General features: G+C 60.2%; 15 protein-coding genes and 2 pseudogenes. 10 read left to right on the top strand and 7 right to left on the bottom strand.

The window, feature by feature from the left end:
- Positions 1-25 precede the first annotated feature (25 nt).
- A complete protein-coding gene (locus EZH22_RS31045) occupies positions 26-532 on the top strand; it encodes a P-loop NTPase family protein (RefSeq protein ID WP_203197133.1) in 507 nt (168 codons plus the stop codon).
- A gap of 19 nt (positions 533-551) precedes the next feature.
- Here EZH22_RS31045 and EZH22_RS31040 read toward each other — a convergent pair whose 3' ends face one another.
- A complete protein-coding gene (locus EZH22_RS31040) occupies positions 552-1,175 on the bottom strand; it encodes an SOS response-associated peptidase (RefSeq protein WP_210352046.1) in 624 nt (207 codons plus the stop codon).
- Between the two features lie 99 nt (positions 1,176-1,274).
- On the opposite strand from EZH22_RS31040, the pseudogene EZH22_RS31035 reads away from it, so the two are divergent.
- Positions 1,275-1,454 (top strand): annotated as a pseudogene (locus EZH22_RS31035) (winged helix-turn-helix transcriptional regulator); the annotation flags it as partial.
- A gap of 323 nt (positions 1,455-1,777) precedes the next feature.
- On the opposite strand, the gene EZH22_RS31030 reads toward EZH22_RS31035, so the two are convergent.
- The 6 genes and pseudogenes from EZH22_RS31030 to EZH22_RS31005 all read right to left on the bottom strand — a co-directional run bounded on the left by EZH22_RS31030 (position 1,778) and on the right by EZH22_RS31005 (position 7,011).
- The gene (locus EZH22_RS31030; RefSeq protein WP_203197131.1) at positions 1,778-2,686 is read right to left on the bottom strand and encodes a LysR family transcriptional regulator; all 909 of its coding nucleotides are present in this window, start codon (positions 2,684-2,686) and stop codon (positions 1,778-1,780) included.
- Positions 2,687-2,707: 21 nt separating this feature from the next.
- Complete coding sequence (locus tag EZH22_RS31025; RefSeq protein ID WP_231711643.1) at positions 2,708-3,646, bottom strand: enolase C-terminal domain-like protein; 939 nt, start codon at positions 3,644-3,646, stop codon at positions 2,708-2,710.
- A 339-nt stretch (positions 3,647-3,985) separates the two neighbouring features.
- Positions 3,986-4,861 (bottom strand): annotated as a pseudogene (locus EZH22_RS31020) (dioxygenase family protein).
- A gap of 160 nt (positions 4,862-5,021) precedes the next feature.
- The gene (locus EZH22_RS31015) at positions 5,022-5,573 is read right to left on the bottom strand and encodes a flavin reductase family protein (RefSeq protein WP_203197130.1); all 552 of its coding nucleotides are present in this window, start codon (positions 5,571-5,573) and stop codon (positions 5,022-5,024) included.
- 30 nt (positions 5,574-5,603) lie between these two features.
- The gene (locus EZH22_RS31010; protein ID WP_203197129.1) at positions 5,604-6,206 is read right to left on the bottom strand and encodes an FAD synthetase family protein; all 603 of its coding nucleotides are present in this window, start codon (positions 6,204-6,206) and stop codon (positions 5,604-5,606) included.
- Position 6,207: 1 nt separating this feature from the next.
- A complete protein-coding gene (locus EZH22_RS31005) occupies positions 6,208-7,011 on the bottom strand; it encodes an IclR family transcriptional regulator (protein ID WP_203197128.1) in 804 nt (267 codons plus the stop codon).
- 335 nt (positions 7,012-7,346) lie between these two features.
- Here EZH22_RS31005 and EZH22_RS31000 point away from each other — a divergent pair, with 335 nt between their 5' ends.
- The 8 genes from EZH22_RS31000 (at position 7,347) to EZH22_RS30965 (ending at position 14,465) form a co-directional block, all read left to right on the top strand.
- Complete coding sequence (locus tag EZH22_RS31000) at positions 7,347-8,852, top strand: 4-hydroxyphenylacetate 3-hydroxylase N-terminal domain-containing protein (RefSeq protein ID WP_203197127.1); 1,506 nt, start codon at positions 7,347-7,349, stop codon at positions 8,850-8,852.
- Between the two features lie 54 nt (positions 8,853-8,906).
- Entirely contained in the window at positions 8,907-10,262 is a 1,356-nt protein-coding gene (locus EZH22_RS30995) for an IS1380-like element ISPme1 family transposase (protein ID WP_012112698.1), read from the top strand.
- A 409-nt stretch (positions 10,263-10,671) separates the two neighbouring features.
- Positions 10,672-12,159, top strand: a complete 1,488-nt coding sequence (locus EZH22_RS30990; protein ID WP_203195512.1) for an aromatic/alkene/methane monooxygenase hydroxylase/oxygenase subunit alpha — start codon at positions 10,672-10,674, stop codon at positions 12,157-12,159.
- 96 nt (positions 12,160-12,255) lie between these two features.
- Entirely contained in the window at positions 12,256-12,504 is a 249-nt protein-coding gene (locus tag EZH22_RS30985) for a toluene-4-monooxygenase system B family protein (protein ID WP_203195511.1), read from the top strand.
- A gap of 7 nt (positions 12,505-12,511) precedes the next feature.
- A complete protein-coding gene (locus EZH22_RS30980; protein WP_333473748.1) occupies positions 12,512-12,787 on the top strand; it encodes a Rieske 2Fe-2S domain-containing protein in 276 nt (91 codons plus the stop codon).
- Between the two features lie 97 nt (positions 12,788-12,884).
- Positions 12,885-13,181, top strand: coding sequence for an MmoB/DmpM family protein (locus EZH22_RS30975; protein WP_203195510.1), 297 nt, complete (start codon positions 12,885-12,887; stop codon positions 13,179-13,181).
- A 24-nt stretch (positions 13,182-13,205) separates the two neighbouring features.
- The gene (locus tag EZH22_RS30970) at positions 13,206-14,228 is read left to right on the top strand and encodes a ferritin family protein (RefSeq protein ID WP_203195509.1); all 1,023 of its coding nucleotides are present in this window, start codon (positions 13,206-13,208) and stop codon (positions 14,226-14,228) included.
- Between the two features lie 69 nt (positions 14,229-14,297).
- Positions 14,298-14,465, top strand: a complete 168-nt coding sequence (locus EZH22_RS30965) for a 2Fe-2S iron-sulfur cluster-binding protein (RefSeq protein ID WP_203197148.1) — start codon at positions 14,298-14,300, stop codon at positions 14,463-14,465.
- Positions 14,466-14,668: the final 203 nt, after the last annotated feature.

Below are 14,668 nucleotides of genomic sequence, written 5' to 3'. Positions count from 1 at the left end.
CACCAGAGGAGGCACGCTCGTGCTCATGTCGGGCTATGACAGGGCCCGCGTGCTTGGCGAAGTCATGGGCGATTGGCCCGGCCTGATCGTGCAATCCTCGAGCGCGCCACTGGAACAGTGCCGCGACAGCTTCATTGCCCTCGCCCGTGCCGGTGAACGACCGGTCTGGATCGCGACCGGAAGCGCCTGGACGGGATTGGACCTGCGGGACACCATGATCCCCGACGATAGGGCGCACGAGGACCGTTTGCTGAGTGACCTGGTGCTGCCCAACATCCCCTTCGGAGCATTGCAGACCTCAACGCACCGTGCCCGAACTGTCGCCTTTGGCGCGCACTTCGAGTTCATGCAGGCCGCCTTCCTGCTGAGGCAGGGCCTGGGGCGCCTTATGCGTCGCCCTGGGCTGGTCCGTCGCCGGATCTGGATGCTCGATGGGCGGCTGCTGGTGCCAACGCCAGCACCGTCCGCCCGGCAATCCCTGAGGGTACTATTGCCCTACAAGCAGCGCGAGACTTTCCAGCTCGGCAAATAGACGGCAGGTCGCGGCGCCCTCACACGCCCCGGGCCGGCGCGATCGTCTCCGGGTCCTCATCACCGGCCCCGGCCTTGTTCACCCGGCGCGCAACGATCCACTCCTGCAGCGCCGGCGGCGGCCGCCGAAGCACGTCCTTGCCGGCGGTGCCATCGAGCCAAGCCGCGAAGTCGTCAGGATGCAGCATCGCCGGCATGCGATCGTGGTAGCGATCCATCCAGTCGTCAGCGTCGCGAACGACGATTGTGCAGCTGGTGATGAGCTCGCCCTCAGGGCTCTTCCAGCGTTCCCAAAGGCCGGCGAAGGCGAGCAGTCCGCCATCTGCTGCCGAAAAATAGTGGGGCACCCGGTCCGACTTCTCGCCGGTCCACTCGAAGAATCCCGACGCCGGGATGATGCAGCGCCGCGCGCGGAACGCTCCCCGGAACATCGGAGACGTGTCCGCCGTCTCCACCCGGGCGTTGAAGGTCGCCGGCATGCCCCTGAGCGGCTTCTTCCACCAGGACGGCACGAGGCCCCATCTTGCGGACACCAGCTCAGGCTCGCGCTCGCCCGCGATCAGGATCTGCACTTCGGTGGTCGGGGCGATGTTGTACCGGGCCCGGAGATTACCGCCACCTTCCGGTAAACTGTTGATTTCCACTGAGAGTTGACCCGGCAGGCACGGATTTTTCCATCGAGAAGTGACCCATGTTTTCACCACGTCTCACGCGGCATCGCGGGGGACAGCGGAGTGATCGACATGGAGTTATTGAGCGTCATCCGACGCTGGCATTACCGGGATCACCTCTCGATCCGGGATATCTCCCGCCGCACCGGCCTTTCGAGGAACACCGTGCGCAAGTACCTGCGGGCGGACAGCGTCGAACCCCGGTTTCATCTTCCCGAGCGGTCGAGCAAACTCGATCCCTATGCCGATAAGGGGTCGGCTCCGGCTGAGGGCGGAATCCTACGTTAAGGGTTTTATCAATGTCCTACGTTTAGCGGCGGCTTCAGGGACCAGATTGCTCACCAATTGCTCACCCGAGCCGATTAATTCGCTCAGCCATGGCTTTGAGGGCGCTTTGCACGATGAGTTGGCTTTGGGGAGCAACGTCTGAAGAGCGAAACAACTCGACCAGGCGCTGCAAATCCGCGCCCCATTGCCGTTTCAGGCTGTCGAGTTGGTCGACGTGACGGGCGAAGTCACCGCAATCCACGGCAGACTGGAAGGCTCTGCTTCCTCGGTGAAAAGCCGGGTATCATCTATCGGTTTCTCGGCGAGGCGCGAGTCACGTTCAGCGCGATCTCAACGAACTTGCGGATATGGGTACTTTGCGCATCGACGCGGTAATTGGCCGAAACGCCGGTCGTTGCCTTCGGTTCGTCCAGACGGACGTAGCGGACACCCCGGCGCTCAGCCTCGCCCACGGAGGCGGGTACGATCGACACCCCTTCTCCGACCGAGACCAGGGAAATCGCTGTCTGAAAATCCATGGTGAACACGCGATCAGCCAGCTCGACGCCGCGATCACGGAAGATCCCGATGACCGTGTCGGCAAAGCCGGGACGGGGCGCCTCGGGGTAAAGAATGACTGGGAAGGCACTGACATCTTCGAGCCGTACCTCACGTTTTCCGGCCAGCGGGCTGGAATCGGGAACTGCCAGGACCAACGGCTCTTCGATGAGCGCGCGGGTAACGATCTCCGCATCCTTGATATCGGGGCGGGCAATGGCGATATCGATCTCGCGCCGGACGAGGGCTCTCCTCAGAGCGGCATTGTTCATCGGCATAAGACTCAGATTGATCCGCGGATAGTGGCTGCGGAACGATTTGAGGATGGTCGGCAAGACGCCATAGGTCGCCGATCCCACGAAACCGACGCACAACCGGCCTTCGGCGCCCTGACCGATGCGGCGCGCTTCAAGCCTTGCATCAGCCAGATCCTTGAGGATATCGGCCACTCGGCGACTGTAGGCCTCGCCGGCCTGGGTCAGCGTGATCTGGCTGCGCCCGCGGTTGAAAAGCTGCACGCCCAGATCGTCCTCGATCTGCTTGATCCTCCGGCTCAGGGGCGGCTGGGCGATACCCAGCCGCTCGGCCGCTCGGCCAAAGTGCAGTTCCTCAGCCAGTGTGAGAAAATACACCAGATCCTTTATCTGAGCGCCTTCCATCGGAGTCCTAGCCGGAGCCTGTTAGGCCCAAACGGTTCTGGAACAATCCCGAACCAAGTCATCGTTCAAGGATACACCCAGTCCCGCGCCGCCCGGGCAGTGGATATTGAAGTCATGATAGACGATTTCGCCCAACGTGGTATCGGTCACCAGAATCTTGGGGCCGAAGTGCTCGGTCCCCCAGTGCAACTCAGGCAAGGTAGAAAAGACCGCCAGATGCGCCGCCGCGCCGACGCCGGACTCGAGCAAGCATCCTCCGTACAACTCCATGCCATGAGCCCGCGCGATGGCCGCAGCCCGCTTCATATGCATCAGGCCACCGCTCTTGACCAGTTTGAGCGAAAGCACGTTGCCGGCGCCAAGCTGGCCCGCGCGAGCGATTTCGGCGTTGCTGAATGCGCCCTCGTCGATCATCACGGGAACCCTTGAGCACTTGGTGACATGGGCAAGCCCGTCCATATCGTCAGCCGGCAGGGGTTGTTCTATGAGCGCGACACCGAGCTCGGCGAGAGCGGGCATCCAGCGCTGAGCCTTTGCAGGGGTCCAGGCCTGATTGACATCAACAATGAACTCGCATCCCGGAAGTGCTTCGACTAGACGCGCGAGGCGCGCCAAATCTTCCTGCGGGGGCTTGAAACCGAGCTTCACCTTGAACCGACGATGTTCGCGTCGGGCGAGTTTCCCGCGGGCCTCTTCTATCTCCTGGTCGACATCGCCCGAGGCGAGCGCCCAGATCACCTCGAAGCTGTCATGCACTCGGCCGCCAAGAAACTGACTGGCGGGAACATCGAATGATTTGCCGACCGCATCGTAGATCGCAGACTCCACGGCGGCCTTGGCAGAGTTGTTCCGCGAGGCGGCCCGGGACAGGACAAGGGAAAGTTGCTCGAATTTTGTCGCTGTTTCACCCCTGATCGCCGGGGCGAGATAGACTTGGATGCAGCTTAGGATGGATTCCACGCTCTCTTCGGACCAGCGGGGCCTCCCAGCGTCGCGCCTTCGCCATATCCGATCGTCCCGTCGGAAAGGATGACCCGGCACAGCACGACGGATTGTTGCCAGATTTCCGTGTTTGACAGACGATGCGCACGAGTTGTCGGCAGATCGAGAATGCAGGCTTCGACCCGTACAATTGTCAGTTGCACCGCCTGCGTTGGGACGACCGGTACAAGGTTCAAGGCAGTAGACATGCAATTTCCGATTGGTTAGGATTGAAATCCCACTTTGGGTTGGAGCAATGGCAGCCAGCCGTTCCTTGGTATCCTAAGGCGACGCGGAGTTCGCCGCGTCGCCGCAGTGCTATTCAGCCGCGATCGCGTTGCTCGCTGCGGCGGCCTTGAGCACGAAGTCGAAGCGCAGCACAAGATCGGTCTCGGCGCCTTTCGGAGCTTTCTCGAATTTCCCGATGAGGCTTTCCTTCACAGCGAAAACCGCGTCATCATCGAGATGGACGCTGTCCGCATCGAAGATTTGCGTCACCAGCGTCCGATAGCCATCCTTGAACAGGATGAAGTGCAGGTGCCCGGGACGCATCGGATGGTGCCCCATGTAATGCAGCAGTTCGCCGGCGGTTTCGTCCTCGGGGATCGGATAGGGGACCGGCCGGACTGCCACAAGAGCATAGTGACCGTTCTCATCGGTCTCGAACCGGCCACGCAGATTGTAGTCCGGCTGGTCCGGGTCGTGGTTCTCGTAGAGACCGTTCGGAGCGTCTTCCCAAATGTCTATCATCACGCCGGGAACCGGCTTGCCGTCAGAATCGCGCACATAGCCTTCGACAAAGACCGTCTCTTCACCGTCGAAATGCTTCTGGACGGTCGAGGCACCCTTTGGAAGAATCGGCGGATTCTCGCGATAGAATGGGCCGAGTACTGTCGACTCGCTTTCCGGCCCATCAACCGGATGGGTGATCATGTCGACCAGCACCTCAACGCCCAAGATGTCGCCGAGAAGGATGAATTCTTGTCGCTTGTCGTTCGACGTTTGCCCGGCGCGCGCGAGATAGTCGCAGGCGGCGAGGAACTCGGCATGGGTCAGTTTGACATCCCTGCAGAAGCCGTGCAGATGCTGGATCAGAGAGGTCATGATCGTCCGCTGGCGATCCGTGATTTTGCCATGCTAGCCCAGCGATGCGACCACGGCATCAGTCACGTTATCGATGGTAACGTTTCTCATAATTTCCTCCACTTTTGGCTATGGGGGCAACCTCCGCCCCTCCTTTGCTACAAACGGACCTTACAGCCGATTGTCACGTATCAAGCTTACGGACGACCTGATCCCGCACCAATGCCCTCTACGGTATAGTGTGATACTGTTCCGAGCTTTGAGGCGTGCGCTACCAATGCCCGCCCTCGAATGGGAAATCGGGGTTGAGGATCGGGTTCGAGCGTTCCTCGTGCAGCTTTCCGAACCGGCCGCGATGGAACACCAGAGGCGTTTCCTCGGCCAAGGCCTCCATGCAGCGCACGCGCCCGACAAAAATGACATGATCCCCGGCATCGACTGCTTGCTCGACGCTGGTCGTAAACACCGCACAGGCATTGCGCGCGACGGGCATGCCGTCGAGTTGCCTTAACGGATCTGTCACGCTTTCGTTGGGGCGACCGGCAAAGTGCATCGCGGTCGCTTCCGATCCTCCGGCCAAGATGGACACGCCGTAGCGGCCCGATTTGTTGATGTACTCGAGCATCTTCGCCGTTTTTGCGATGGAGATCGCAATCAGTGGGGGATCAAGTGAGATAGACATAAACGCGTTCGCCGTCATGCCATGTTCCGTGTCGCCCACCTTCGTTGTGATGATGGTGACGCCGGTCGCGAAGCCCCCGCAGGCGTTGCGAAAGGCGATGGGATCGATCGTCGTCGAGTTTAGTTCCGCGGTATAGGGCACGGTCTGCTTCCTCCCGTTATGGACATTGTTTCAGAGCATCGTGCCGGGGAGACAGCCTGCCTCCGGCCAGCCGTGTAGAAGGCGAGCCTCTTCCCGCCGGCCCTCGCCGATCAGCGCCCTGAGGCGTGTGCTTGAGATCCGCTGCCCGTCGCACGCGGCGACATCTTTGAGAATGCGGAGCGGGAAGTATTTGCTCAGCAAGACGACGTCTCCGCTGCGGCCCTTACCGAAACGGAAATCCGCGCCAACCCAAAGCTCACGCGGATTGAGCCGTCCGAGTTCCGCGATGAAAGACATTGCCGGCCGTGCGGCATAGTCGCGGTCGAAGTGCGCCATGATGATGTGATCGACGTTGAATAGGCTGAAGCGCCGAAGCCGCTCGGCTGGGGGCGTCAACTGGAGCGCGCCGTGGAAAACGACCTTCGGCGACGTGTCGAATGTATAGACGACCGAAGGCACACCGTAGCGCTCTGCGGTGTCCACCACGCGTGTGAGCAGCGCTTGGTGCCCGCGATGAACGCCATCAAATGCGCCGATCGTGACGACAGAGGCGGAAAGCGCAAGCTCGCACTCCCGATGGACCCGTGGCTGCGCAAGCGATTTAACCCCCTGTCCGGGATCGTAGCCGATCATTTCATTCCCCCTTCGCCTTGTTTCGCCGGGTCTGTATCTGGCCGCCGGTAGACGGTGGACGCGGATCCCAACCCAGTCGCGTGGAAATCTTGTGTGCGGCCTCGCGGGTGATGTTGGCATAAGCCCGAGGCTGTGCCTCGAAGCGTCCTGCGGGAATAAAGAGGCAAAAAGTTCCCATACAAAGGCCCGCATGATTGCGGATCGGTGCCGCAGTCGTAGCGAGATCCGTCAGGAATTCGCCAGTTTCCTCCGCATAAGCGGCATCTCGCACCTTGGAGAGAGTGTCACGAAGCAGCGATTTCTGCGCGATCGTCCGGGGTGTGTTCTGCGTGAGCTCAATTCTGCCCAGGATGGATAGCAGCGCCGGGGTAGGAAGTTCCGCGAGCAGGATGCGCCCCGGAGCTGTGGCGTGAACCGGCGTCTCGGGAGAAACGATGTCGCGAGACACGCGAACCGCGTTGGTTCCCTCCTGGCCGACAAGAGACAACAAATGCCGGTCCATAAGCTCGACTACATGACAGGTCTGTCCGTAGCGATGGGCGAAATCGGACACGACTGGGCGCGCGGCCTCGATCATCAGATCAGTGCTGGCCATCACCTGGTTCAGCGCTGTGATCATGGGCCCAAGCCGGAATCGTCCGGGCGCCTGCTTACGCAAGAGACCTGCGTCCGCCAGCCCATTCAGCAATTCATGCGCCGACGAGGTCGCCACTCCAAGCATGCGCGCCACCTCGGAGGTGCCCAATTCAGGGCTCGTCCGGGTGAACAGACGTAGAACCTTTGCAGTTCTTTCCGTGGACTTCAACTCCCCAATTCCTCCGTCACGCTAGCTGCGGCCGATTTCTGGCTTACCTAAGTGCGGCAATATGTCGCGCTAGAGCGCCAGAATTGGCTAGCAGCTTCGGCAAGGCCGAAGCGCCGAGCGGCTGGGTGGCGGTTATTCCGAACCTAAGGGCCGCTTTATCCCTCCCTCCCGCTCGCGGAGTATTCCGAAAAACCAGACTCTTTGCACGGTATTAAGCGATACCTTTCGGAATTTTCGAATTGCGACCATGATGGCGACATCCTGCGAGGACCTCCGGCATCTTAAGGTTGCACGCGAGAACGGGTGCCAAGCAAGCAATACCCAGGGCGGAAACCATGGACGAGCAAATCAAGAGTAAAACCGCTGCCTATACGGGTGCGGAATATATCGACAGCCTGAAGGACTCACGTGAGATCTATATTCACGGTGAGCGTGTGAAGGATGTCACCACGCATCCGGGTTTCCGCAACTCAGTGCGGATGGTTGCGCGCTGGTACGACAAGTTTCACGAGCTGAAAGACACGATCGGCGTTCCGACCGACAATGGGTCTGACAACTTGACCCACCCGTTCTTCCTTGGCGACAGGTCAGCCGCCGACTGCGTCAAGAGCCGCGACGCCGTTAGTGAACTTCAGCGCGTGGCCTATGGCTGGATGGGTCGCTCGCCAGACTACAAGGCGTCGTTCTTGGGAACGCCGGGGGCCAATTTTGGGTTCTATGGAGAGTACGCCCAGAACGCCAAGAACTGGTACGCCAAATCGCAGGAGCGTCTGGACTACTGGAACCACGCCATCGTCAATCCGCCAATCGACCGCCACAAGGCGATCGAAGAAGTGCGCGATGTGTTCATCCACGTCGAAAAGGAAACTGACGCGGGCCTCGTGATCTCGGGCGCCAAGGTTGTGGCGACCGGTTCCGCGCTGACACACTACAATTTCATTGCCCATTACGGCATCCCGATCAAGGACAAGTCCTTCGCCGTTCTCTTCACGGCTCCCATGGATTCTGCAGGCGTCAAGCTGATTTCGCGCACGTCCTACGAGCTGAACGCCGCCGTTGCAGGTACGCCTTTCGACTACCCACTGTCGTCGCGGTTCGACGAAAACGACTCCATTCTGGTGTTCGACGAGGTTCTGGTGCCGTGGGAGAACGTCTTCATCTACGGCGATGTCGAGAAGCTCAACATGTTCTTCCCGGCGTCGGGTTTCATTCCGCGCTTCACGCTACATGGCTGCACCCGACTTGCAGTGAAGCTGGAATTTATTGCCGGTCTGTTCTCGAAGGCGGTCGAGGCCACTGGCTCTAAGGATTTCCGCGGCGTGCAGACCGCCGTCGGCGAGGTGCTGGCCTGGGCCAACCTCTTTAAAGGCCTGACCGACGCGATGGTTCACAACCCCATTCCGTGGGACGGCACGGACGGATATGTCTTGCCCAACGTGTTCTCGGGCCTGTCTTACCGTGTCTTCGCGCCGATGGCATATGGCCGCATCAAAGAACTGATCGAGCGCCACGTTGCCTCGGGTCTGATCTACCTGCCCGGCTCGTCGCTCGATTTCGAGAGCGATGCGGTGCGGCCCTACCTGGAACGTTTCGTGCGCGGCTCGAACGGCTATGCGGCGATTGACCGGGTCAAGCTTCTCAAGCTGCTCTGGGATGCGCTGGGTTCGGAGTTCGGCGGACGTCATGAACTGTACGAAACGAACTACGCCGGCAATTACGAGAACATCCGCATCGAGACGCTACTGACAGCCCAAGCGACCGGGCAGTTGGCCGCAATGCACAAATTCGCGGAGGAGTGCATCCCACATTCTCCAAGTAAGTCGCTGATTTCGCTGTCGTAATCGTGATATTTCGCATATAAATCATGGCGTTGACGGCTGCGAGGGGCGCGTTTCATGGATCACCTGGAGGGTGCGGGCTTGGCGCGGGGAGATCGGGTTGATTTCGACCGCCGTGTGCGTCTGGAGTTCCGTGGTGCGCAGATCAGTTCAGACGGTGGCCTGCTGGTGATGCGCGAGCTTGATGACGTGCTCGGCCTGTCCAATCTGGCGTCGGAGGCGCTGCGAGACAGCCGCACCGGGAAGAACACGCTCCATCGGCTTGACGGATTGTTCCGGCAATCGGTGTTCGGACGACTGGCCGGATACGAGGATGTGAACGATGCCGACCGCTTGGCCCTCGATCCCGTGATGCGTCAGGTCGTTGGCGGCAGGGCCGTCGAGGCGCAAGCTGCTTCGGCATCGCAGATGGGACGGTTCGAGACCGAGACGCTGGCTCTGGCCGCGAACCGGGCGGCGCTGGCCGATCTGAACGGCCAATGGATCGACCGGTTTCATGACCGCAACGGGTTGAAATACATCGTGCTGGACATGGACAGCTCGGTCAGCCCCACCCACGGCGATCAGGAAGGTGCTGCCTGGAACGGGCATTTCGACTGCACCTGCTATCACCCCATCTTCTTGTTCAACCAGTTTGGCATGCTGGAGCGCTGCGCCCTGCGTAACGGCAATGTCCACAGCGCCGATGGCTGGCGGGATGTCCTTGATCCCGTCATTGCCCGATATGCTGGCCGCGACCTTGGTGGACGCTTCTTCCGGGCCGACGCTGCCTACGCGATCCCCGCGATCTATATGCGGCTGGAAGAAGCCAGGTTCTTCTACGCCATCCGTCTGCCCGCCAACGCCGTCTTGCGCGAGAAGATCGCGCATCGGCTGACACGGCCCGTGGGACGGCCTTCGCTGACCAAGGTCAAACGGTTCTTCGAGGACTTCGAGTATCAGGCGGCGTCCTGGGACAAGCCGCGCCGCGTCATCGCCAAGATCGAATGGCATCCGGGCGAGCTGTTCCCCAAAGTCGGCTTCATCGTCACCAACCTGCCGATGGAGCCAGACTGGGTGGTGAGGTTCTACAACCAGCGCGGCACCGCAGAGCAGCACATCAAGGAAGGCAAATATGCCTTTCGCTGGACGCGGCTGTCATGCCGGAAGTTCCGGCACAACGAGGTGCGGCTGCAACTGCACGCGCTGGCCTACAACCTGGCAACCTTCCTGCGCTGCATCGAACTGCCCGAGGCCATGGCGGACTGGTCGTTGACCAGCCTGCAACTCAAGCTGATCAAGATCGGCGCCCGCGTCGTCCGCCACGCCCGCGCCATTACCTTCCAGTTGGCCGAGGTCGCCGTCACCGGCCCGATGGTGCGGGCCGTCCTTGCCGCCATCCGCCGTCTTCGAACGCCTCCGTCATGCGCATGACCACGATCCATGCCCAAGCTGAACGAAAGCGGCAGGACAGGTCCGTCTGCCGCGCGGAAAAGCGGCTCTGCCGGGCCAGAATGCTGCGGGTTCGAGGCTTGATCCACCCGACTTCGGCCGTTTGCGCGACGACAGACACCGCTCGGGGCGAAAAACGCTTGCCCAGCGAGCAAAATCAGGCGATCTTGAAGTCAAGCGGCAGGCCACTTGGGGAATGTCGGTGCATGAGCGAGTACGATCTCAAGGGTTGGACCAAGTCCGACCTGATCAATCCTTGGGATGTGAACGTTCTCAAGGCCGTCGCCAAGATGTGAGGTTAACCGCTTCTGCAGGCGCCGCCACGATCCTGCGGTAATAGCCACTCATGGATGTAATGCGGGAGTAATTCCCGACTAGGGAGGAGATTAGAATGCCCAAACTCCAAAGGCAGGACTACTACGATACAGCCAGAGACATGAACTGGGACTTAAGATATGTCACCGAGGAGGAAGCGTTCCCCGAGGTGCTTTCTAAGAGCTTTGGGACGACTAATCGCGATTGGTGGGGCTGGGATGAACCCTACAAGCTGACGTTCCGCGAATATGTCCACAACCAGGCTGGCAAGGACGCCGGAATCTACTCCATCCGTTCGACCATCGCGCGCTCGGACATGTACGAAAAGCTCGATCCGGGCTGGAAATCTGCGGTGAAGGCGCACTACGGTGCAATTCCGGTCCCTGAATACCTGGCCTCGATCGGCGAGGCACGTATGGCGCGTTTCGGTCGCGCAGCAGCTTGGCGCAACATGGCAACGTTCGGCACGCTGGATGAAGCCCGCCACGGGCAAGCCCAGATCTTCTTCCCGTACTGTCTGCTCGACAAAGACCCGCAGATGGATTGGGCACACAAGGCGGCGCATACCAACGGATGGGGTGCGATTGCCGCGGGAAGCTTGTTTGACGACATGTTCACCGCCAACGACGCGGTGTCCACGGCGATCCAGCTGACCTTCACCTTCGAAACCGGCTTCACCAATCTGCAGTTTCTCGGCATGTCGGCCGACGCACTGCATGTGGGCGACATCGAATTCGGAGCATTGATCTCTTCCATCCAGACCGACGAGGCCCGTCACTCGCAGCAGGGCGAGCCGACGCTGAAGATCCTGCGTAACGCCGGTAAGGGTCCGGAAGCACAGAAATTGGTTGACCAGATGTTCTGGCGGGCGTGGAAGATCTTTGCTCTGCTCACCGGCTTGTCGATGGACTACTACACGCCTCTCGAAAACAGGACCATGAGCTTCAAGGAGTTTATGCAGGACTGGATCTGCCGCCAGTTCATGGACCAGTTCAAGGACCTGGGCATGGATCTTCCTTGGTACTGGGAAGAGCATTTCCTGCCGGAGCTGGAATGGTTTCACCACGCGATCCATCTCGGCGTGTGGTTTTGGCGGCCCACCGTCTGGTGGAACCCGGATGCCGGCATCTCGATGCAGGAGCGGGACTGGCTCGAGCAAAAATATCCCGGCTGGAACGACAGGTTTGGCAAATACTGGGATGTCATCGTGGACAACGTGCGCGAAGGCCGGATGGAAAAAACCTATCCCGAAACGCTGCCCGTCGTTTGCAACTGCTGCCAACTCCCGATCTGTTCCCCCACGGTGGACAAAGCCCCGAGGTTGACCACGCACAAGGGGCGCAAGCTCACGTTCTGTTCGGATATCTGCCAATGGGTCTGGCAGAGCCAGCCTGAGCGCTACGACACTCATCTGTCGATCGTCGATCGCTTCCTAGCCGGTCACATTCAGCCACCCAACCTGGAAGGCGCACTGAAATACATGGGCATCACCCCAGATGTGGCCGGCAACGATGCCGATAACTACGCATGGGCCAAGGAACGGATGCCATTGGCGGCCGAGTAAGCGCCACACACACCAAAGAAACCAACATCCGCGCCGGCACCAACGGCCTATGCCAGGAGAAGTTTGCCTTCGGCTCGGGCGAAAGGGAGGAAATTCATGGCCATGATACCGCTTCAAACCAGCTTTCGCGGCGACTTCGTCGTGCAGCTGGTCCCCGTCGAAGATACCGACGACATGAACACCGTGGCGGAAAAGATTGCACATCACGCGGTCGGACTGCGGGTGGCGATCCGGGACGCGCCGAAGCGCGTCTATTTCAACGGCAAGGAACTGCCGCCCGAGATGACGGTGGCCGACAGTGGCATCGGGGTGATGGACTATGTCGAGGCTGGATATGTCGGATGATCCAGGCGTGAAATGGGTCAAGGTGGCCACGCTCGATGACCTTTGGGAAGGCGATATGTTGGACGCCAAGGTCGAAGGTGAAGAAGTGATCCTGATCCACCGCGAAGGCGGACGGATTGTCTGCTTCCAGGGAATGTGCCCGCATCAGGAAATACTCCTCGCAGACGGCAACTTCGACTTCGTGAAAGGCACGATCACTTGTTCTGCCCATGAATGGGAGTTCGACATGAAAGACGGCAGGGGCGCAATCCGCTCGGCTGCAAGCTCTTCCAGTACGACGTGAGGCTTGAGGGCGAGAACATCATGGTCGGCGTACCTACCGACGGACGCCTGCGTCGATTGCGTCACAGCGTCGAAGAAGAGGCATAGGGAGGAAGAACATGACGAATACTGAAGTCAGACTGGTCGGTCCGGTCATCCGCGGCGTTGATGAAGACATCATCAACGCCGTGATCGAAGCGGCCGAACAGGACAATCCTGACCGTGAGATCATAGTCGAGGATCGGGGTGGCTATGTCCGCATCCAGGCAGATCACGAATTCTGTCTGACCGAGAAGAGCATGGTCCAGATGCTCGGTCGGCCCTTCCGGCTGACCGAGATCGAACCGAGCCTCGTTTCCTTCGCCGGACGACTCAGTTCGACCGACGAGGCATGGACCTGGACGATTCACAACTAACGAGCTTTCTGGGAGGAAAGAAATATGGCAGTCAGATCAGCCGGCCGCAAACGCAAGACGACATGGAGCCAGTGGGAAGAGCGTCGCGTCCCCTCGGAATATGAGGCCGTCACCTACAAGTTCCACAACCATTTTCGGAAGGAACCAGCGCCTTTTGAACTGTCCGAAAACTGGTCGCTGAACGTCTTCTACAAGCAGAACCGCGAAGGCTCGCCGCTTGTTTCTTCCGTCGACGACTGGGAGGGCTTTCGCGATACACGCGCCTTCACCTATCGTCGCTACATCGAGATGCAGAAGGATCGCGAGGTCTACCTCGACAACCTCATCGACGAATTCGAGAGCCGCGACCATTATCGCTCGCTCCCGACCGCGTGGCTCGATTTCCTGCGCAACAATTACCTGCCCGTGCGCTTTCCCGGCCACGGCATGCAGATGAGCGCTGCCTATGTGGCGCAGATGGCTCCGTCGGCCTTCGTCACCAACACGTTCTATTTCCAGCTCGGGAATGAAATGCGGCGTGTGCAGCGTCAAGCCTATGTGGCGCAAGTTCTCGCGATGGATAATGAGCGCCCCGATCTGGCTGACAGTGACGCGACCCGTACGAGGTGGACCGATGGACCGCAATGGCAGGGCCTGCGTGAGCTGATCGAGAAGCAGCTCATCGCGTATGATTTCGGCGAAGCCTTCGCCTCGCGCAATCTGGTGGTGCGACCGATCTTCGACCACATCTTCAACAGCGAGATCGCGACGCTGGCTGCCGCCAACGGTGATGATCTCCTGCAGCTGATGCACGATGACTTCCGCAATCACGACCAGGTCTATGCCGAGGAAAATACCAAGGCGCTGGTCGACTACGCCGTCGGCAAGGCAGCCTCCAACGAGGAATTCTTGCGCAAGCAAACTGCCAAATGGCTGCCTCTTGGAGAGAAGGCGGCGCGCGGCTTGGCCGAGGCCTTGGCAACCGCACCTGGTGCCGAAAGTGCCGCTTCGATTCTGGATCGCACCTTGGCCGCACAGCGCCGTCTCATGGGCGAATGCGGCCTTTAAGCCGCTTCAGCACCGGGTCGATTTCGTGGCCCCGGTCATCGCGTCGAGCCAAATGAGATCGTGCCACCAATGTCACACAAGATCCAAATCGCACCTGATGGCCCGATATTCGAGGCACGGCCCGATGAAACCATCCTTCAGGCTGCACGGCGCAACGGCCAGATCCTGCCCTATGAATGCGGCTGGGGAGTTGCGGGACATGCAAAGTGGGGCTTGTCGAAGGTTCTGTCGACCTGATCTTCCAGGACGCCCCTGCCGTAAGTCCACGCGATGCGCGGCGCGGACGTGTTCTGGCCTGCCAGTCTCGCCCGACAAGTGACATCATCATCACTCCTCCCCCGGGACACTGGGAAGGACTGCCCTTGCCCTGCCAGGAATGCACCGGCGAACTGATCGCTGTCGAGGAACTTGCACCTGAAATCCGCCGTTTCACCTTTCGC

The organism is Xanthobacter dioxanivorans (genome assembly GCF_016807805.1).
Lineage (GTDB): Bacteria > Pseudomonadota > Alphaproteobacteria > Rhizobiales > Xanthobacteraceae > Xanthobacter > Xanthobacter dioxanivorans.
Note: the sequence above shows the minus strand (reverse complement) of the source record. Positions and strands in the feature narration are given on the sequence as shown.